Source organism: Peribacillus sp. NPDC096447, assembly GCF_044762725.1.
GTDB lineage: Bacteria > Bacillota > Bacilli > Bacillales > DSM-1321 > Peribacillus.
Window position 1 is genome coordinate 1 of the sequence record NZ_JBIWEV010000015.1, and the last position, 21326, is coordinate 21326.

Annotated in this window: 15 protein-coding genes, 1 rRNA gene and 1 riboswitch; of the genes, 13 read left to right on the plus strand and 3 right to left on the minus strand. The window is 39.3% G+C overall.

Features of this window, described 5'->3' with window-relative positions; genetic code table 11:
• A 5S ribosomal RNA gene (gene rrf / locus ACIQZD_RS25255) occupies window positions 1-81 on the plus strand; the annotation flags it as partial.
• 280 nt (window positions 82-361) lie between these two features.
• Window positions 362-1201: a tyrosine-type recombinase/integrase gene (locus ACIQZD_RS25260; RefSeq protein ID WP_402907412.1), complete on the plus strand. Its 840-nt coding sequence runs from the start codon at window positions 362-364 to the stop codon at window positions 1199-1201.
• A 204-nt stretch (window positions 1202-1405) separates the two neighbouring features.
• On the opposite strand, the gene ACIQZD_RS25265 is transcribed toward ACIQZD_RS25260, so the two are convergent.
• Window positions 1406-4534: an efflux RND transporter permease subunit gene (locus tag ACIQZD_RS25265; RefSeq protein ID WP_402907415.1), complete on the minus strand. Its 3129-nt coding sequence runs from the start codon at window positions 4532-4534 to the stop codon at window positions 1406-1408.
• A 189-nt stretch (window positions 4535-4723) separates the two neighbouring features.
• On the opposite strand from ACIQZD_RS25265, the gene ACIQZD_RS25270 reads away from it, so the two are divergent.
• The 5 genes from ACIQZD_RS25270 to ACIQZD_RS25290 all read left to right on the plus strand — a co-directional run bounded on the left by ACIQZD_RS25270 (window position 4724) and on the right by ACIQZD_RS25290 (window position 10463).
• Window positions 4724-5602 (plus strand): TetR/AcrR family transcriptional regulator, encoded by an 879-nt coding sequence (locus ACIQZD_RS25270; RefSeq protein ID WP_402907418.1) that lies wholly within the window; start codon window positions 4724-4726, stop codon window positions 5600-5602.
• A 130-nt stretch (window positions 5603-5732) separates the two neighbouring features.
• Window positions 5733-6626, plus strand: a complete 894-nt coding sequence (locus ACIQZD_RS25275; protein ID WP_402907421.1) for a diacylglycerol/lipid kinase family protein — start codon at window positions 5733-5735, stop codon at window positions 6624-6626.
• A gap of 129 nt (window positions 6627-6755) precedes the next feature.
• The gene (locus tag ACIQZD_RS25280) at window positions 6756-7418 is read left to right on the plus strand and encodes a hypothetical protein (RefSeq protein WP_402907424.1); all 663 of its coding nucleotides are present in this window, start codon (window positions 6756-6758) and stop codon (window positions 7416-7418) included.
• A 14-nt stretch (window positions 7419-7432) separates the two neighbouring features.
• The gene (locus tag ACIQZD_RS25285; RefSeq protein WP_402907427.1) at window positions 7433-8692 is read left to right on the plus strand and encodes an efflux RND transporter periplasmic adaptor subunit; all 1260 of its coding nucleotides are present in this window, start codon (window positions 7433-7435) and stop codon (window positions 8690-8692) included.
• 190 nt (window positions 8693-8882) lie between these two features.
• Window positions 8883-9030: riboswitch (cyclic di-AMP (ydaO/yuaA leader) on the plus strand.
• Between the two features lie 173 nt (window positions 9031-9203).
• The gene (locus tag ACIQZD_RS25290) at window positions 9204-10463 is read left to right on the plus strand and encodes a cation:dicarboxylate symporter family transporter (RefSeq protein ID WP_402907430.1); all 1260 of its coding nucleotides are present in this window, start codon (window positions 9204-9206) and stop codon (window positions 10461-10463) included.
• On the opposite strand, the gene ACIQZD_RS25295 is transcribed toward ACIQZD_RS25290, so the two are convergent.
• On the minus strand, window positions 10446-11126 hold the full coding sequence (locus ACIQZD_RS25295) for a class I SAM-dependent methyltransferase (protein ID WP_402907471.1): 681 nt from the start codon (window positions 11124-11126) through the stop codon (window positions 10446-10448). The two genes, ACIQZD_RS25290 and ACIQZD_RS25295, sit on opposite strands and share 18 nt — an antisense overlap.
• Before the next feature lie 343 nt (window positions 11127-11469).
• Here ACIQZD_RS25295 and ACIQZD_RS25300 point away from each other — a divergent pair, with 343 nt between their 5' ends.
• The 3 genes from ACIQZD_RS25300 to ACIQZD_RS25310 all read left to right on the plus strand — a co-directional run bounded on the left by ACIQZD_RS25300 (window position 11470) and on the right by ACIQZD_RS25310 (window position 15114).
• Window positions 11470-12252 carry a hypothetical protein gene (locus ACIQZD_RS25300; protein ID WP_402907433.1) on the plus strand — a complete coding sequence of 261 codons (783 nt, stop codon included), beginning with the start codon at window positions 11470-11472 and terminating at the stop codon, window positions 12250-12252.
• 245 nt (window positions 12253-12497) lie between these two features.
• Window positions 12498-13580 carry a D-alanine--D-alanine ligase gene (locus ACIQZD_RS25305; RefSeq protein WP_402907436.1) on the plus strand — a complete coding sequence of 361 codons (1083 nt, stop codon included), beginning with the start codon at window positions 12498-12500 and terminating at the stop codon, window positions 13578-13580.
• A 151-nt stretch (window positions 13581-13731) separates the two neighbouring features.
• Window positions 13732-15114, plus strand: coding sequence for a UDP-N-acetylmuramoyl-tripeptide--D-alanyl-D-alanine ligase (locus tag ACIQZD_RS25310; RefSeq protein ID WP_402907439.1), 1383 nt, complete (start codon window positions 13732-13734; stop codon window positions 15112-15114).
• Between the two features lie 51 nt (window positions 15115-15165).
• Here ACIQZD_RS25310 and ACIQZD_RS25315 read toward each other — a convergent pair whose 3' ends face one another.
• Window positions 15166-16317 carry a PP2C family protein-serine/threonine phosphatase gene (locus ACIQZD_RS25315; protein WP_402907442.1) on the minus strand — a complete coding sequence of 384 codons (1152 nt, stop codon included), beginning with the start codon at window positions 16315-16317 and terminating at the stop codon, window positions 15166-15168.
• A gap of 1363 nt (window positions 16318-17680) precedes the next feature.
• Here ACIQZD_RS25315 and cshA point away from each other — a divergent pair.
• From cshA to ACIQZD_RS25330, 3 genes are all read left to right on the plus strand, one after another.
• Window positions 17681-19180 carry a degradosome RNA helicase CshA gene (cshA, locus tag ACIQZD_RS25320; protein ID WP_048682025.1) on the plus strand — a complete coding sequence of 500 codons (1500 nt, stop codon included), beginning with the start codon at window positions 17681-17683 and terminating at the stop codon, window positions 19178-19180.
• A gap of 210 nt (window positions 19181-19390) precedes the next feature.
• Complete coding sequence (locus ACIQZD_RS25325; protein ID WP_402907474.1) at window positions 19391-19864, plus strand: PH domain-containing protein; 474 nt, start codon at window positions 19391-19393, stop codon at window positions 19862-19864.
• Entirely contained in the window at window positions 19857-21320 is a 1464-nt protein-coding gene (locus tag ACIQZD_RS25330; RefSeq protein WP_402907445.1) for a PH domain-containing protein, read from the plus strand. The genes ACIQZD_RS25325 and ACIQZD_RS25330 overlap by 8 nt, the downstream gene beginning before the upstream one ends.
• Window positions 21321-21326: the final 6 nt, after the last annotated feature.

Sequence of the window (21326 nt, forward strand, 5' to 3'; positions counted from 1 at the left end):
CATTCCGAACACGGCAGTTAAGCTCTTCAGCGCCGATGGTAGTTGGGGGTTTCCCCCTGTGAGAGTAGGACGCCGCCAAGCCATTTAAAAAGATCCGCCATCCGGCTGGTCTTTTTTTGCCGTTGTCAATCCTTCAGTATCTTATTATTTAAAACTGTTAAAAAAACTAGAGAAATAAAAAGGGCCATAAAGAAGGTTATATGCAGTATACATGGTAGGGCATACTATGGATGCATTTTAATTTCTACTTCTATCTGCATTATCCATATCTGATTAAGACAAAGGGACAGAATTCTTCGTTTCTATAGGGATATATGTTAAACTTAACGTAGTTCTGAAACTGTCATTGGGGGAATAGCCGATGGATACCTCTGCTAAAGATGAAATGATTTTTTCGTTTGCTGAATGGTTGGGAGACCAAGGCAAATCAGCTAATACGATCAAAACGTATACTGGTGTCCTTTCACAGTTTTGTGACCAGACACAAAAGATATTGATGGAGATTCATTCTGAAGATGTTCAGGGTTATCTTGATTATTTGGAAAATTGCAAGAAAAGCCCAGGAACTATCGAAAAACACTATATCGCCTTAAATGTTTTCTTTAAATTTTTAGGTAAACCGCAAGTGATGCTTTCTGTGGAACGTAAGGTTAAGGAGCACAAGCTTGAGGTACCTGAAACTTTAAGCATAAATGAGCAGCAGATCCTGTTAAGAGATATAGAAGCAGAAGGAAACCTAAGAAACATTGCTATCGTCTACCTTTTGTTACATACAGGAATCCGCGTATCCGAATTATGTGACTTAAATGGCCGCGACGTCATCATGGAAACAGAACGAAATTATATACTTGTCAGGAACGCAAAAGGTGAAATCGATAGATCCGTTCCCCTTACAATATCGGCTATACAGCATGTACAGAATTATCTTCTTTCTTTAAAAGAAAAAGCAGATCCGTTATTCATCTCAAGCTATAATCAAAGGATCACTCCGAGGTCAGTTCAATATATATTAAAAAAATACAATGTGCATCCACATAAACTGCGACATACCTTTTGCCAAAGGTTAGTGGATAATGGAATAGATATACAAACGATATCCAAGCTTGCCGGTCATAAAGATTTAAACGTAACGAAGCGTTATCTAAAAGAAAAATCGCTGGACCTGGCAAATGCGATAGACCAAACTTTCACCAAACATTAATCCATAGAAAATAAAAGGGAAAGCGAGCTCTTTCCCTTTTTTGTTTATAGATAAGATTTTAAAACCAAACAAATTCCCTTGGAAATGACGAACAGGACGTGACGTGGGCTCTGTGCAGTTGTATCTATTAAGAGCATATTGTGCATTGTTGAGTCAAGAAAGAGGGGATTCCTAATATAAGGAATCCCCTCTTTTTTGATTCTTTTACTTAACTGTTTTTTTCTTCTTTTTCCCTATTTTCATTATGACTTCATATACTACCGGTACTATTACAAGTGTTAGCAATGTAGAACTCACAAGTCCGCCGATAACGGTAATCCCCAAACCTTGTGATATTAATCCACTGCCTTCTGCACCGATTGCCAGAGGTATTAAAGCGCCGATTGTGGCAAGCGCAGTCATCAGGATTGGACGTAGACGGGTGGATCCTGCCTCGAGTAAAGCTTCCCTGGTAGATAGCCCGGATTCTTCATTCTTGATAACACGGTCCACTAATACGATGGCATTGGTTACAACGATACCAATAAGCATTAGGACACCCATCATTGCCGAAACGCTGATGGTCTCACCTGCAACGAATAGCCCAGCCAATGCCCCGATTACCGTAAATGGTAAGGAGAAGAGAATGGCTATTGGTGCTAAACCACCATGGAAAGTAACGACTAGGACAAAGTATACGATAGCAACGGCCGCTAACATAGCGATACCAAGTTGAGTAAATGATTCCTGAATATCTTCCGTCACTCCGCCATAGTCTATAGTGACGCTTGCGGGAAGGTCCAATTTATCAACTTCCTTTTGTACATCTGCTGTTACTGCTGCCACATCATCCGTTTTGATTGTTGCAGACACGTCGGCATAGATTTTTCCATCGCGGCGGCTGATTGTATCGGAAGCTTTGCCTTCTTCGATTTTCACAAGCTCTTTCAATGGGATTTCCATTCCCATTGGAGAAGAAATTTTCGTATTCTCAAGATCCTTTTTGTTTTCGAATGTCGTTTCTTTTGTCTCGACATATACTTTGACTTCTTCTCCATCTTTCTTAATGGTAGTTAAAGCATCATCTTTATTCGTGTTGGCAATGGACATGCCAATTTGTGCAGCTGTCAGTCCAAGGTCACTTAGCTTTTCTTGGTCTGCAACTAGAGTATATTGCTCATAAGCATCGGAAAGACTTGTATCAACATCTTTTAAATCTTTATTTTTCTTCATGATATTTTGAATATCATCAATTACCGGTTCAATATCTTTTTGTGTATTTCCGTAAACAAATAGGGTGGTTTCGTTGCTTGATGTTGACGTGAATTCTTGTTGTTTCCATGTTCCAGGTGAATCAAGTTCAGTTAAATTTTTTATGACGGTTTCTTTTTTCTCACCGAAATTTTCGGTGTCTTCATCATAGAGTACATAGAAGAGAGCAGAGTTATTCGAGCCGCCCATCATGCCGCCCATCATGCTTTCACCAAGTGTGTATTGAACGGTCTTCACATCGTCTTTATCCATGAAGTATTTTTCTACTTTTTCTGTTTGCTTTTCAATATCCTCTTTTAACTCTCCAGGTGCGGGAGTGTAAGTGACGATAATCGTTTTTTCTTCATCTGCAGGCATGAAGCTGACACCGATGCTTGGGATCAGGAATAAGCTGCCGACCAATAATACAATGGCTGTACCGAAAGTGATTAACTTATGGTTTAACGACCAATCCAGTGCTTTTCGGTAGAATGCTGATAGTTTGCTTGGTTTTTCTTCATGTGATTTTAATTCTTTTTTAGATAATCCCTTTTTAAATAAAGAGTCTGCCATTGCCGGAACAAGAGTGATGGCGATTATTAATGAAGCGACTAATGCGAACACCATTGTTAAGGCGAATGGCATGAATAGTTCCCCGACAGGTCCTGTAACGCTGGCTAAAGGCAGGTATACGGCTACAGTAACGATTGTCGATGAAAGGATAGGGATGAACATTTCCTTAGTGGCTGATCGTATTAATTCGCCGCCTTTTAATTGTTCGCCTTTTAAAGCCATTCTTCTATAAATATTTTCAATGACGACAATGGAGTCATCGACGACTCGGCCAATGGCAACCGTCATGGCCCCAAGTGTCATGACATTCAATGAAATATCCATTTGTTTGAGCACCAAAAGCGCTGCTAACAGGGATAATGGAATCGAAATGACGGAAATGAGAGTCGTTTTAAAGTTCCTAAGGAACAGCATGATAACAATGACGGCAAACAGACAGCCGAAGAGTGCCTTGCTGATCATGGTTTCAACAGAATCTTTAATCGGTTTAGCTTGATCGAGCGTAGTGTGTACACTTACGCCTTTAAACTCTTCTTTGAAATTAGATGCTTCTTCGTTTACTTCGTCTACGATTGCAACTGTATCGGCATCAGGCGATCTTGTAACCTGGATTCCAATCGATTCGCTACCGTTTGTTCTTGAAATCGATTCAGCCTTACCGGTGATTTTAACATCGGCAATGTCTGATAATTTGACATTTTGCAGTTGGGCAGGACCTGTTGCCATATCAGGAGATGATTGATTGGTTTCCGGTCCGGTTTGTGCTGGCGTTCCTGTTTGAGAGCCGCTGGTTAAAGGTATCTTTATATTTTTCAGGTCTTTTAATGTGGAGATGTTTCCATCCACAACGATCGTTTTTTCTTTATCATCAAAGTTATATATGCCAAGCGGCATGTTGACGTTTGCGGCCTGGATAACCTTCTTTACGGTTTCTTCATCGAGCCCGTATTGAGCCATCTTTTCCTCGTCGAATACAAGGCTGCCTTCATTTACTTGTTGTCCGGAAATTGATACGGATGTCACGCCGTCAATCCCTTCAAGTTTAGGCACTAACACCTCTTCGACGTTTTTTGTAAGAGCTGGTAAATCAGAACCCTTATCTGTTACACTGAGTGCGACGACAGGAAAAGCGTTTAATTCTAATTTAGAGACGCTTGGGGCATCCACTCCCTCAGGCAGTTCTAATTTCTCTAAAGCTTCTTTCACTTCTTTTACAGCGTCGTCCATATCCGTATCATAATCATATTGTAATTGGACGGAAGAGGCATTAGCCATGGACGAAGAACTGACTAATTCGACTCCTGGCAAATTTGTTACTTTCTGCTCAATCTGGTCTGTGAGTTTATCTGCTACTTCTTCAGGTGAAGCTCCAGGATATACAGTGGAGATGCTTATTAAAGGAGTCGAGATGCTCGGAATGGTTTCTTGTTTCATGTTTAAACCTGAGTATAAACCAGCTGCAACGATGATGATCGTAAGCAACCAGATTGCCAATTTATTCTTTAATGAAAATTTAATTATTGAATTCAAGCTTGTACCCTCCATACATAAAATTGTGACTATTCGGTCACAAGCTCAAATATATAGTATATGGATTATGATTGCAACAGGTAATATTCGTTAGTGTTAACGTTGTGATTTCAAGGGTTTTGGGATACAATTTGGAAGATGTGACCCACTGGTCACCAACGGACAATTTTAAGAGATAGGATGAATTTGATGAAAGAAAAAAATAAGATGATCATAGATAAGTCTGTAGAGCTTTTCGCGGAGAAAGGCTATCATGCCACTTCCGTTCAGGAAATTGCTGAAAAATGTGGGATAGCAAAGGGGTCTTTTTATAATCATTTTAAATCGAAGGAAGAATTACTGGTCTCCATTTTTAAATTTTATTATGAAGCGCTGACGGACTCATTGCTTGATCTTGAACTGGATGCTTCATTGTCCAGTAAAGACAAATTCATGAGGCAAATCACTGTTCACATTGAGCATATGACGGGAAATACCAACTTGATTCAAATGATGATGCAGGAACAAATGGTTCATATCAGCAAAGAACTAGATAGATTTTTACATTATATCCATGAAGAGGGCTTGATTTGGTTCAAGCGTAAAATCACTGAGTTATACCCGGGTCTTTCGGCTGATCTTTTGCCGGATTGCACCATAATTTTGGATTCCCTTTTCAAAGGATATATCGGAATATTGATCAGGAAACAAAATGCGTTCGATGTGGAATTGTTACCTAGCTTCATATTGAACCGGATGGATTCAATTATCGCAAGCCTGGAGAACAAGGAAGATCCATTATTGAAACAATTCCCCCTACCAGGATGCTCGATGCGGGATATGAGCCCAAAAGAGGAAATCCATTCGATCATCGTCAGGATGCTGGAAGTGGAAACACGTAAAGAAGAGGGAATGGAAACACGTAAAAATACGGAAGCTTTAAAGGTAATCCAGGAAGAATTTTCAAAAGCTAGGCCAAGCCCCATCATCTTGGAAAGCCTTTTGTTATTTTTGGAAAAAAATGAAAAGAGAAGTCCCTTGTCTTCAAAGCTTATCTTAATGATGAAGGATTATTTGACAAGTATATGAAAGCTTTACCGAAAGGGGCGTATAGCCTCTTTTTTTCATGATTCTTGATGAGTTTCAAAAGCGGGGGTTTAGGAAAAGGTAAAAGTGATGGGAAGAAGACAATTCTTTCAATAATATGGGGGCAAAAATCATGCGATGGAAAAAGGGAATGCTGATTTATAATGAAAATGCCGGTAATGATAAACTCGAAAGGAATCTTGAGGATTGTCTTCCGATAATAGCTCCACATATTGATGAGTTTCTCATTCTGCAAACGAAGGAAAAGGGCGATGCATGCCGTTTTTGCTTGGAATATGGTGAAGACATGGATGTAGTTTTCGTATTAGGAGGAGATGGAACGGTACATGAGTGTGTAAATGGCCTTTCGCCGCTTCGGAGGCGGCCGCTGTTTGGGACTTTACCTGGAGGGACTTGCAATGACTTCTCCAGAACATTAAAGATTCCTCAAAATGTTCGTCAAGCTGCGGAAGCATTAGTGAATGGCAAAGTTCGTTCAATTGATATTGGGCAGGCCAACAACGATTATTTTTCTAATTTTTGGGGAGTAGGGCTTATTTCAGATGCATCAAGCAATATTGATGAACAGGAAAAAAGCAGGTTTGGAAAGATAGGATATTTATTAAGTGCTGTAAGGACAATTGGCGAGAATGCTCCCTTTTCCTATAAACTAAAATATGATGGGAATGTTATCGAAGGGGAAGCAGTCATGATTTTGGTTTTGAATGGTTGTTTTATCGGCACCAATTTATTGCCCTTTCCCATGATCAGTCCAGATGATGGACTCTTCGGCGTTGCCATCTTGGAAAATGTAAGCCTTGGTGCATTTTTAGAAATAATAGCGATGAAGCGTTCATGGACGCAAAATATGATCTCTGACTCTGGGGTGACTTATTTACAAGCCGATACCCTGACCATTGAAACCAAGAGGCCGCTTGATGTGGATATGGATGGAGAGAACTATAGACAAACTCCTGCACGCATTAAAGTCCTTGCCCAACATTTGTCAGTATTAACTCCAAATTAGTATGGTGGATTAAATGTGAATGGGAATGATTATGTGTTTTTTTTGTATATTCATTCCTTATTTCTGCAATTGTTTCCAAAATAAGATAAAATATATGAAGATATATCAATTTTTGCAGGAGGACCACATATGGTGTACCAGGTCAGATTGTTAAAGGGCATTTTAGAGCCTCATCGGAGTCGTTATCAGCTTCAAAATGCAGAGGCAGTCACAAAGCTTGGATTGAAATTACTATTTTTATATTTTCTTAGTCTTATAGTATTCACCATTGGTGGATATTTTGGCATTGGTTCAGAATCATTCTCAAAAGAAATCACGGAGATGAGTGCCGAAGAATTCGAAGCAGCAAAGTTGCTGATTTTGAGCGGCAACATAATAACAAGCATAATCGACCCTTCCATATACATATTTTTATCAGCTCTATTCTTTTGGATCGTTACTGATATCCCATATATAAAATTAGTCATCGTTCAAATGATTCTTTTTGTTTTGCAATTAGTGGAAAAAACATTACTCATTCCTCTATTCGTTTTAATGGATATAGGCAGCGATGCCAATCCTTTTTCATTGGGGATCATCAGTCAGTATTTTCTCAGAAGTGATTATTTCATTAACTTTTTCAGCGAAATCACCATTTTTCAATTTATTATTATTGCTCTGCAATATTTTTATTTAAAGGAGTTTTCAGAACGAAATAATTATTTGGTCCTTTTAATGATTGTTCTATTCTATCTGGCTACATGGTTTGTTAAAGCCTTTTTAGGATACATCCAAGTAGGCGTATTTGTATAAGGCGGGTGAAATGAATGAGCGGGAAATGGAAAATGGCGGCGGTCTCCATTGCGTCGATAGTGTTAATAACCGTTAACTTATACCTTATTGAAAAAAAAGAAAGCAAAGTGGAACGGACTGTTTTCGTTGAAAACTGGACAAAGGTAAAAAAAGATACAATTACGGATACTATTCAAACAAATGGGGTAATTAAACCTGTAGAAGAGTATGATATCTATTTCGACACCAAGAAAAATGATTTTAAGAAATTCCTTGTTAAAGAAGGCGATGCGATTACGGCTGGCTCCTCGTTGTTTGAGTATACGACGACCGAACTTGATGCACTTAAAGCGAATTTGGAAGCGGAGAAAACGGCAGCTGAGGGAGAAATTGCAGGGATTGAGGAATACATAGGGAAGTTGAGGTCTTATCAAGGGACCATGACCAGTAATCCTGAAAAAGCAACCATTGATGAATCGGTGGAAAAAAACTTGAAAATTGATATAACAACAAGTTCCTCAGATCTTATTAAAAGTAACATTGAGCAAGAAATGAACAAGCAGGAACTGGAAAAAAACAGCTTGAATGAAAAAGTGAAAATGCTTGACGCTAAATTAAGTTCAATTGAGGAGCAGTCAAGTGCGATCGTGTCGACCAGTGAGGCTGATGGTGTAGTTAAAAATATCAATAAAAACCTGAATAATCCTATTATATCCATTGTTTCGACAAATATGGCAATTGAAGGGGATTTCTCCGAAGAGGAAATGAAAAAGGCTGAAGTGGGCATGACTATAAAAGCAAGTTCCTCTGATTCAAAAAAGGCATTGAAAGGGACGATAGGCCGCATCCATTCCTATCCCGCTGAAGAGCCGTCATTAAAAAAAGATAACAGATTTCCATTTCAGGCATTAATCGAACCGGAAGGAGAAGAAACGGAAGCTTTGTTGGTGGGATCCAAAGTGAAACTTACTGTAATAACCAATGAGAAAGCCGGTGTACCCTCCATTCCTATAGAGGCGGTACAAAACCATAAACAGCCTTATATTTACAAATTGACTAAAAAAGGCTATGTGGATAAACATTACATTACAAAAGGGATTAAGGCTGAAGGGAAGCAAGAAATCACAAAGGGACCGTCGGTGGGTGACGTCATCCTAATGGAGCCGGATGTGGCGAAGAACCATTCTTATTTTATTACCCCAATCCAATTTGAAAAAGTGAAAGCAGCAACTTATAAAAAATTCACCTCTAGGGAAAAAGTAAGATATCTGTTACTTGGCATTTTGGAAAAATAACCGCAGAGAGGTGATGTCAAATTAGTTATTAATTATATATCAATATAACTTATATGATTAAAAATCGGGAAGAGTAATTATAGATACAATAGTCTTTAATGCAGAATATTCAGACATATTTAAAGATTTTTTCAAGAACTAATGCGAATAAATATTTACAGATTATCATTTTTAGTATAATATTTTATTATAAGTTAACTCGCTTAATCTTATTCCAAGAACGGGGGACCCATTTTTGTGGATTTTTTCCGCTAGGGGTGAATTCAGAAATGAAAGGGCATTTGTGTTTCCAATTCCTAACCCGACAGCTAACCTCGTCAGCGTCTTTAAGGGAACATGTGTGAATATTCACGCCAATAAGAAATCGACACATGAAGTGTCTTTTTTTTCGGCGTAAAGACAGAGTTTTTCAAAAAAAGAAAAATTACTTTCTTTTTATTAGTATCTTGTTTCCCTTACCGAGACAAAAATGTTTTTGCATCAAAGACTTTATGGAAGGTGAGGAAAGTAAATGAAGAAATTCAAATTAAGTTTAGCTAGCCAAATTTTTATTGGTTTAATTCTAGGGATTATCGTTGGTGCCATTTTTTATGGCAGTGAGACGGCCCAAAACTTTTTACAGCCATTCGGGGACATTTTCCTACGAATGATTAAAATGATTGTGGTGCCGATCATCGTATCCAGCCTTATCGTTGCAGTTGCCGGTGTAGGTGATTTGAAAGCGGTAGGTAAACTAGGTGCTAAATCCTTATCATACTTTGTTGTGGTAACAATGATAGCTATTGTTATTGGTTTAATTTCAGCGAATATCATCCAGCCTGGTGCTGGTGTGAATATGAATAATCTGGAACAAACTGATATCTCCACATATGTTGATACTGCAGAAACAAAGCAGCATGAATCGTTCGTTGATACACTCGTACACATCGTACCATCCAATCCAGTTAAAGCCATGGTAGAAGGCGATATGCTAGCGATCATTTTCTTCTCCGTGTTGTTTGGACTTAGTATTGCGGCCATCGGTGAAAAAGGTAAACCAGTATTCCGTTTCTTCCAAGGTGTAGCTGAAGGAATGTTCTACCTGACTAACATGGTCATGAAATTCGCTCCTATCGGTGTATTTGCATTAATCGGTGTGACTATCTCTAAGTTCGGTTTGGAATCTTTAATTCCGTTAGGAAAGTTAGCGCTTTCTGTGTACGGAACAATGATTTTCTTTGTAATTGTCATCTTGGGTCTTATTGCAAAATTTGTAGGATTCAATATCTTTACATTGATTAAACTTCTAAAAGAAGAATTGATTCTTGCTTTCTCTACTGCAAGTTCTGAAGCGGTTCTTCCGAAAATCATGGAAAAAATGGAGAAAGCGGGATGTCCGAAGCATATTGCTACATTTGTTATCCCGACTGGATACTCTTTTAACCTTGATGGTTCTACATTATACCAAGCGTTAGCAGCTATCTTCATCGCTCAAATGTACGGAATCGATTTAAGCGTGTATGAGCAAATTACGCTGATGCTAGTGTTAATGATCACATCCAAGGGTATTGCTGGTGTACCAGGTGTATCTTTCGTAGTTCTTTTAGCAACATTGGGAACTGTCGGTATTCCTATTGAAGGTCTAGCATTTATTGCCGGTATCGACCGTATTCTTGATATGGGACGTACAGTAGTAAACGTTATCGGTAATTCACTTGCGGCAATCGTTATCTCTAAATGGGAAGGTCAATTCAACCCTCCTTCCAAAAAAGAACTAGAACAAGTTTCTTAATACGAAAAATCCAGAGTGACATTTCACTCTGGATTTTTTTGAATTAAAAAGTGCTTCCTTATTTTTGGGCGATCCAGAGCGGCAATCGGAAGAGAAAGTGATGACATCATCGTTTTCATGGAATAATTCACTTCGATAAAAGCTTTCGATGACTGTAAATCTTGCTTCCTCCAGGCACTCAAGTACTTCAAGTTTAGTTGGGATATGGAGGTAAGTATCTTCTTGAAGCGTCTTTCCGGATGTGAAAATATCCCCGAATTCATAAAGCCTCTCATCTTGTTTACCACCACACCAAATCATTTCCTCTTGCTCCCGGAAGTTCAGGTAATTTTCGTTTTTATCACGGTCATGTGTTGTGAAAATGAAGAGTCCTTCAGGTTTTAAAATACGGTTGATTTCTTTTAAAGCCAATGTGCGGTTTTTTCGCTGGGGAATTTGCATTAAACCATTAAAAGCGAAGATTGCTTTATCGAATGATGAGTCGTTGAAAGGGAGGTCGGTTGCATCGCCAAGGATAAAGGGTATGTCCAGGTTATATTCATGCGCTATTTTTTCGGCTTCATTAAGCATGGCAGGAGTCAGGTCGATTCCCGTTAGATTTTGGAATCCTTTTTTATATAGTGCGAAGGTGGTTCTTCCTGTACCGCATCCGATATCAAGGATTGCATCTTCCTATATTTTTCGAATGCATATTTCTCTGATTGCCATAGACCTAATTTTTAGTTGCATCAGCATAAACGGAAGTGTCTCCAAGAAATGAATTAATGATAAAACCTTTTTCAATTTTATCCATGATCAATTCCTCCAAATCTTCATTCCTACTTTAATATGGATATTTCGGGGTTGTCGAGTGTGTTCCTTAACATTTGGGTTAATATGGAGTACATGTTTCGCATTATTCACATGATGCTGATGATGATTAATATTGGGGTTATATAACTTACGTGAGAACCCAAAAGTTTGGTAAAATAACATTATTGATTAAGAGCTCGGAGGGGGTCAGGTTATGAAGAATGATAGCAATGATATCTTATATATGTATATGCAGGCTTCCGAACGGTTTGTCCTTTTTAATGGACTCAATTTTCGTGAATTCGTCTATTCGCTGCCATATACGTTGGATTCCATCTTATTATTGAAACATGAATTCAATGGCGGGGAATACAATTTGAATGTCCTGCTAGAGAGTGCTTCATCTGAAGATATTGCGAAGCTAGTTAAAGAAAATGTCCGGGCATATGGAGATTTCTGTTGGATCGATTTTGAAGAAAGAGAAGGGTTGGATGAATTGGATGGAAGGGAAATAGCGGAACTATTATATTTAGGGCACGCAAAAACTCATCTGGATCCTCCATTTTTCCGTAAATTGAATAATCAATTTGTGTACCTTGCCCAGGATGATGGCTGGTTCAATAAAGTTTATTTTCGTTCTCTTTCGACATATTATATGATGTTAGGAAGCCTGATTCCGCTAAAGCTGGAGCTTTTAAAAGTAGAGAGGACTTGGCTTGGAATCAGAAAGAAAAGAGAGCTGACGGCGATTCCGGCAGAAATCATTTCTTCCTTGGCTCATATCCTGGCAGAGGGGCTCGTTTTTTCCTTTCGGCATGTTAAATATACAAGAACGAAAATTGAGATACCGGCATGGGTCGTAGGGGATTATTTAAACATGGATGAAATGCATGATGACTTTTCAGATAGAAATATTAAGGAGCCAGATGCCTTTATTACCTTCAATCGAAAAGAAAGGGTATGGGAAAGCGTTATAAAAAATAAATCATTCTCCTGATTATCCCAACTTCCGAGGTTCGTGGATTGGATTATTTGGCACCCTTGAATTTTTTTAGGTGTAAGACTTACCATCACATGCATAAAAGATAAGAGAGGGCGACGCACAGGATGTGGTGGTTTTAACCTGTGTTCCGCTTATAGTAATCATTGGAAAAGCGCCAATGAAGGAAGTTTCGCTTTAACCATTTTAGTGTAAAGTGATACAATGAACATGGTTAAAAGAATATTGGAGGGTAATAACTCATGAAAACTAAACTTGGTTTGCTTTATGGTGGAAAATCTGCGGAGCATGAGGTTTCTATGCAGACGGCTTTAGCAGTCATTAAAGCTCTCGATTTAGCAAAGTTTGATATATATCCGATTTACATAACAAAAGAGGGTTCATGGATTAATGGACCGAAGTTAACAGGACCTGCCGAGAGTGTGGAGGCATTGACATTTTCATCGGATAAATCGAGCTCGCCACTTGCCTTACAGGCACATTCAACTGATGAAAATAGTGAATCAACAGGGTATGACGTAATTTTCCCATTGCTTCACGGACCAAATGGAGAAGATGGGACCGTGCAAGGAATGCTGGAACTATTGAACCTTCCTTATGTAGGGAATGGCGTTTTGGCTTCATCAGCAGGAATGGATAAGGTCATCATGAAAAACATTTTTGCCCAGGCGGGACTTCCTCAAGTCAAATACACTTGGTTCATTCGTTCTGAATGGGAGAAGAATACTGAAAGTGCCATTAAAAAGGTAGCGGATGAATTGGGTTACCCTTGTTTTGTCAAACCTGCCAATTTAGGCTCCAGTGTCGGTATCAGCAAATGTAATGATGCTGATGAACTGGAAAAAGCGGTAGCGGAAGCTTTCCAATTCGATCGGAAGATCATCATTGAAGAAGGGGTCGTAGCTCGTGAACTCGAGTTTGGAATACTTGGTAATGATGAACCGTCTTGTTCGGTGGCAGGCGAAATCATCCCTAAGAAAGATTTTGCCTTCTATGATTATTCAGCAAAATATGTTGACGGTAATTCTGCAATGGTCATTCCAGCGGAGATAACGGAAAGCGAGTATGCAGCTTTATCCGAAATGGCCATTACTGCCTTTAAGTCATTGGATTGCTCTGGATTGGTTCGCGCTGATTTCTTCTTAACGAATGAGGGGCAAATCTATATTAATGAAGTGAATACAATGCCTGGGTTTACTCCTTTCAGCATGTTTCCGTTATTGTGGAAGCACACAGGTGTCGACTATCCAGCGTTAATTGAAAAACTCGTGAAACTTGCCTTGGAACGTCATCAGGAAAAACAACAAATCAAATATACAGTTTGATCATGCAGGTAATGTATCAGTAAACTCCACAATCCATCAAGCATTGATATGATGGATCCAATCAGCAGGAACCGGTGCGATTTAAACTGGTTTCTGCTTCGTTTGGTTAATGGAGAGCGATTAACGGTTCGATGAATGTAGGAGGAACAAAATGATAAAGAGAACGTTAAAACAAGTACATGAAATGGCAGAGGGATTGAATGATATCAGTCCATTCCAGTCCAAAGGAATTAATGGGGTTACCATCGATTCAAGAACGGTTAAGGAAGGATGTTTGTTCATCCCGCTTAAGGGTGAGCAGGTTGACGGCCATCAGTATGTCAAGCAAGCTTTAGATCAAGGAGCTGCGGCTTCTTTTTGGCAAAGGGATGTTCCGAATCCTCCTGATGATTTACCGATAATCATTGTCGAAAATACCGAGAAAGCGCTTCAGCAATTGGCGCGTTCTTACCGTCAGCAGTTGAATATAAAAGTCATTGGGATAACAGGCAGCAACGGTAAGACGACTACGAAAGATATGACGGCTGCACTGCTGGCCAGTACCTACAAAGTTCATAAAACAAATGGAAACTTCAATAATCATTTAGGTTTGCCATTAACAGTGCTTTCTATGGCAGAGGATACTGAAGCGGCTGTGTTGGAAATGGGAATGAGCAGCCGCGGTGAAATCGAGTTTTTATCCAAAATGGCAAAGCCTGATGTAGCGATCATTACCAATATCGGTGAATCACACTTATTGGATTTAGGATCACGCGAGGAAATCGCGAATGCGAAGTTGGAAATTGTAGAAGGTTTGGCGAAAGATGGAACGCTGATATATCATGGTGATGAACCATTGCTCCGCAATCGTATCAAAAAGGATTTTCCTGATTTAAACGTAATATCTTTTGGACGTACGGAACAAAATGATTTATATCCACAGACCATTAGCCAAGGGGCAGACAGTACCACGTTTACAATCGCAAGCGGTGATAAGGAAATCAATTATGAGATACCCGTTTTAGGCAATCATAATGTTCTTAATGCGTTGGCAGCAATCTTGGTTGCTAAAGAATTCAATGTGGATGATTCAGCGATCCGTAAAGGTCTGTCGACCATTCAATTAACGAATATGAGAATGGAATTGGTCGAGGGCGCGAAAGGGCAGAAAATCATCAATGATGCGTACAATGCCAGCCCAACTTCAGTTAAGGCAGCAGTGGAGTTGGTTGAGGGCTTATCTGGATTCGAGAAAAAGATACTTGTATTGGGAGACATGTTGGAGTTAGGGCCGCAGGAAAAGGACTTTCATTTGAAAATTGGTGAATTGATTTCCAGTGAGCGGATCGATAAGATCTTCACATATGGGCCTTTAGCCGAGTTTATTGCCAAGGGAGCGAGCAAGGCGTTTTCATCGGAGCAGGTTCGTCCTTTTCAAGATAAGCAGAAGCTTATAGAGGAACTAAAATCGTCCACACAGGAAAATGACATCATACTTGTTAAAGCTTCTAGGGGCATGAAGCTGGAGGAAGTCGTTCAAGCTCTGCAAAAATAAAAAAACATAGAAAAGGCCGTTTCTTTTTTTGAAACGGCCCTTTTATCGTGCTTAAAAAAGTGTCCCGGCAATAATGCAGATGTCATCGTTAATGACTGAATGCCTCATCCTTGAGACCAATAGCTCCTGAAGAAGGTCTTGTGTATCGAGATGGACATTTTCGATGAATTCCCTTTCGATATGGTCAGATCGGTCAATGGCGGAAGGTAGGGCCGTTTTAGAGAGTCCATCTGTATAGATGATGAAACGGCTTCCTGGTTCATACTGAAAGACTATTTTTTTTATGGGCAATTCGGGAATCAGTCCTTTTGGGGTGGCTCCTTCGTTCAAATTGAGAATTTGATTGGTGCATGGGGAATACAAAAAAGCTGAAGGAAGTCCGTAATTCACATATTCGATGAGCCGATCCTTTGTATTCACGTATGCGATGAAGGCAGTAATGCGAGCATGGTTTTTGTTTTCCCGATTAGCTCCTTGAAATAAATCCCGCATTAGTTTATCCAGTTCCTTTGTTATGAAAATGGGGTCTTTTACACGTTTGATAAGGTCGGGGATCAATGTGCGTATGGACATGTTTATAAGTGCTGTATGAATGCCCTTTTCGAATACATCGATCATTATGAAGCCGTATATCCTGTCATCAACCTCCGTCCAGTAAAATAAATCCCCTGACAGTTCACTTGAAGGCTGGGAAAGCCCTTTGACCTCTATATCTTCATTATTGATCGACAAAGGTAAACCTGAAAGTTGAATGCCCTTTGCAATTCTCAGGCTCCTTGCTGATTTTTGGTGTATCATTTCAAGCTCTTGCCCCTTCATTTTTGCCGAAAACAGTTGCAAGCTGATGTTTCGGAGTGACTTTAATTTAATCCGAATTTCCGCTGAATCGGCAGGGACGGCCATGGTTTCATAAAAGGTCTTTTCTGGTAAGGCCGGAGGGGTCTCCATTCCTGAAGTGCGTTTGTAAATGAATAAGATAGGGATTTCGTGAGATTCAGCCAAGGCGAACAAAGAAGTTTGCTGCCCAGAGTCTTTTGATATGTGTAAAGGTAAAATAAATAATGATTTCAATAAGTCTGTTGAATTCTTGAATAGATGACTTTGATTGAGTGGATCTTCCAAAAAGGTGACTTTCTTGTTCATTTTCTTTAAGATTCGACCAAAATCCTTACATAAAGGAACATCTATTGTGAATATGTTCATATAACCCCCCGTTATTTTGTTGATAGGTCAATCATACTGCATTTAGACTTATTTGCTATAATTTTTAAGCAAAAAGATGGAATTTTCAAAAATCAAATGCTCCCATATACCTGTAAATTCAATGGGGATTCATGATAAGTCCTTTCTTTTTCCAACGGGGGGGAACCGTGGAAGGGTGTTCATCATTAAAACTTATCCTTCCTGAAAAAGGTTTGTTGAAACTATTTGATTTAAACACATATCATATATAAATGGATGATCGTTTTGTGAAAAATTTAAATGGATACAGTAAGTCGACAAGAGTCCGGAATGCTCCCATCCCGAACCATGATTTTAACAGGACTAGGTTACTGTTTTGTGAAATCCCCCTAACTGGATTTCTGAAACTACTGGAACGGTTTTTAAATAAAAAAAACTGTAGGCAAACTCGCTTTCTTCGAATTTGTCTAAGTTTGAATCCACTTACGCATAAATGGATATAGTAAAACGGTGATCCTATTGATGAAATAATCAGTCCATGTGTTTTTTAGCCCATTATTGAATGAACAAGCCATATTCTTACTCAAAAGTGTCACGGCTGCATATTTAACAGGAAGAAATGACTAATTTCTTCATTTTTGAAACGGTCTAAAGTTTTTAGTAACTCTGAATGGGGCGATATCCTTTATTGCATTAACAGTTTGAAAATGGTAATATGAGTATGAGTTTAAATGTCTTATCATTGATGATTATTTAAAATTAATCAGGTTGAGGCAACAAAATTGTATGTTCTTACATGTTTCATGAGTTCATTCTTGAGATTATTTTAGATTAAATAGGCCTCGCGTCTGGTCATATATAAAAGCTGCATCTCTTGGCGGCTTTAGTAGCTATTGGGAATCAAAGCCGCATTTTAGCGCTTTTCCACTTCTGCAAATCCTCAACGCACCGGGCCTGTTTTGTATAAGAATCTTGGCTCTCGTCAAGTTTTGTTCATACAGCCTTTTTAAGTCTGATGAATAATAGGTGCAGCAGCCCTCACCTGAATAAAACGGTGAAACATCCGTTTATGCTACTTTTAATTTTCCATATTGAATTTAATTTTGGTTACATGTACTTTTAAAAAGATGAGCGTATGTTAATGATAAGTCTACACGTGCGCGAAGTTAAAAATGCCAGTGAATGTCCGTACTGGTATATTTCCTTTTTAAAAAATCATATTGAGTTCATTTGAACTAAAAGGCAGACATACTTTTAGGTGATAATGATAAACTTTTTATAAGAGATAAAGTAGAACATCCGTCATGATGATGAGGATTTGAACTAAACATCTGTGCATGATATGCACGTGTAAATTTACGATATAAAAAGGAGTACGAAAACATTGACATTGTTTAGCGAATTAGGATTAGATAGAACGTCCATGAAATCAATAGAAAAAATGGGATTTGAGGAAGCGAGCCCGATTCAATCCCAAACGATACCTCTAGCACTTGAAGGTAAAGATATAATCGGTCAAGCGCAAACAGGAACAGGTAAAACAGCAGCATTCGGTATTCCATTGATGGAAAACATCGATATTAATAACGAAAACGTGCAAGGGATCGTCATTGCACCTACACGTGAGCTAGCCATTCAAGTTTCCGAGGAGCTTTTCAAGCTTGGTTACGGAAAACGCGCTCGTGTACTTGCGGTTTATGGTGGACAAGATATCGACCGTCAAATCCGTGCTTTAAAGAAGAAACCACATATTATCGTTGGTACGCCTGGTCGTCTTTTAGACCATATCAAACGTAAAAATATCAAATTAGGCGGAGTTCATACTGTAGTTCTTGATGAAGCTGATGAAATGCTTAACATGGGATTCATTGAGGATATCGAATTGATCCTTTCAACGGTTCCTGATGAAAGGCAAACATTGCTTTTCTCAGCTACAATGCCAGATCCAATCCGTAAAATTGCTGAAAGATTCATGCAGGAACCCGTTCTTGTACGTGTAAAAGCAAAAGAAATGACAGTGGATCGTATCGAACAATATTACTTGGAGTTAAAAGAAAGTGAAAAATTCGATACACTTGCACGCCTTTTCGATATTCAAACACCGGATCTTGCGATCGTCTTCGGACGTACGAAACGCCGTGTAGATGAATTGGCATCTGCATTGAATATCCGCGGTTATATGGCTGAAGGCATTCATGGTGACCTTAGCCAGGCAAAACGCCTTTCTGTATTGAAAAAGTTCAAAGACCGCAGCATCGATGTGCTCGTTGCTACTGATGTTGCTGCACGTGGACTTGATATTTCCGGCGTTACTCACGTATACAACTTTGATATCCCTCAAGATCCGGAAAGCTACGTTCACCGTATTGGACGTACAGGACGTGCAGGTAAACATGGTATAGCCATTACGTTTGTAACACCAAGAGAAAGAGGCCAACTGCATGCAGTTGAACATACAACGAAAAAACGTATGGAGAAACTTAAGACTCCTACGTTAACTGAAGCGTTGGAAGGTCAACAAAAAGCAGTAACGGAAAAAATCCTTAATACAATCGAGAATGAGGATTTAACTTTATACCTTGGTCAAGCGGAAGAATTATTACAAAAACATAGCGCAGCGGATTTAGTTGCAGCCATGCTTAAATCAATGACAAAAGAACCGGATCAAACGCCTATCAAGTTAACGGAAGAATCTCCATCTCCAATGCGTCGCAATCGCGGAGGAAGCGGATCTTCTGGCAACAGACAGCGCAATGGCCGCAGTTCTTCAGGCAGAAAAGATTACGGTAGCGGATCAGGGAAACGCCCAAGCACGAACCGTAAATCGAATGGTTACGGGAACCGTAGCACGAGCCAAAAAAGAGAAAAAACGAATAAGATCTAATTGAATTGGAAATGCCGCTCATTTGAGCGGCATTTTTTTATGTGCATTTTCAATGCTATGGTATCCGAATGGTAAAGGTTTTTATGTGGAATGCTCAAAGCCTTTGTTTGAAAAGGGGTTAATTTCCAGTATTTAATTATAGTATAATGGATGAAAGCAAGGATGGATGATGATTCAATTAGCATTACCTGTCCGGAAGAGGAGAAGCACATGGAACCTGAAAATCGCATATCGAATAAGGCTTTGACCGTATGGAAAATCAGTGGTCTTATAAGCTGTTCAATAACCTGGATTATAAGCATCGCCGTACTCGTGCTTACAATCATTTTTAATTGGACATATTGGGTGTTTGGAGCGTTGATCATAATTTCGATAATCCAATCCTATCTGGCCATTTTTCTGATTCCGTCGGTGAAATGGAAGAGGTGGCGTTACGAAGTAAGAAATACTGAAATTGATATCCAAAGTGGTATTTTCGTCATTAAAAGAACACTCATACCGATGATAAGGGTTCAGCATGTTGAAACGAAGCAAGGGCCATTATTAAGAAAATACGATTTAGCCTCCGTTGAAATTTCCACTGCAGCGACCCTTCATGTTATCCCTGCCTTGGACCTTGCAGAGGCAGATGAATTGCGGCATTATATTTCGAGAATGGCAAGTGTGGAGGAAGAAGATGTCTGAACCTAAAAGGCTTCACCCCATAGCTGTATTGCTCAACATCATTAAATCGATTAAAGAGTTAGTCATCCCTTTTTTATTAGTGGTCGTCATTCCTGGGAAGAATGAAGGAATTCCTGGATGGATACAACCGCTGGTCATTGCCATTATTATACTTTTACTGATAGGCATTGCATTCCTTCAATGGTTACGTTTTACATATCGCATAGAAGAGGGCGAATTCAGAATTGAGTCCGGGGTATTCGTAAGGAAGAAACGGTATATAAAGTTTGATCGGATCCATAGCATAGATATATCAGAGGGCATCATCCAAAGGATATTCAGCCTGGTGAAGCTGAATATAGAAACGGCAGGCGGGTCTCAGGCCGATGCCGTATTATCAGCCATAAGCAAAAGTGATGCGGAACGAATCAATGCTTTTATAAGTGAAGAAAAAAATGCGAAAAATCCTTTTGATAAGGATGAAGATGATGTTGCGAATAAAGAAAATGCAGCTAAATCGTCTTCCGTTTTTAAGCAGACATTGCCGCAGCTATTCGTTATGGCTGCCACTTCGGGAGCGGTAGGTGTCTTCCTATCTGGGGCAATCGCTTTTATTTCACAGTTCGATGAAATGATACCTTTTGAGAGGATATTTAAGGATTATGATGAGTTTATTGAAATGGGGACCATCATTCTGACCTTGTTTGCCCTGGTGGCTTTACTGGTGGTTTATGTACTGGCCACATTAAGTATGGTAATTAAATATGCGTCCTTTACCGTGTTAAAAACGGATGAGGAAATCGTTATTTCCAGAGGATTTCTCGAGAAAAGACAGCTGACAATCCCTATTCATAAAATTCAAGGTATCCGGATCATGGAGAATTTGATTCGAAAGCCATTGGGATTGGCGACGGTTTATATTGAATATGCTGGAGGCAGTATGGAAGATAAAGAAAGTCTGTCCATCATGCTGTTCCCTTTAATCAGGAAGAGGCATTTACATGAAAAAATCCTGGATATTTTACCGGTTTATGAAACAACCACTGAGGTGACACCGATACCTAAGCGTGCACTTTCCCGGTATGTGTTTCGTAAGTTTCTGTACCTCATCCCGATCATCGGTGCCTTGGTATGGTTTTTCAGACCTTGGGGTTATCTATCCCTTTTGCTTGTACCGTTGGCGATTTTTTGGGCTTACATGCAATATAGAGATGCAGGATGGAGCATAGATGGGAATTTGTTGCTATTGAGCAGCCGTTTTTTCTCGAAGCAAACATTGATCATGCAGAGAAGCAGAATACAATCAATCACATATAAAAAAAGTTGGTTTCAAAATCGAAAAGAATTAGCAACGATTTCAGCATCGGTCAAATCAGGAATCACCTCGCGGGTCGGCATGGTTGCTGATGTGGAAGAAAAGGATTGCCTAATAATTAAATCATGGTATTTACCTAAAAAAGCAGTCGACTCCCAGTGATTGAAA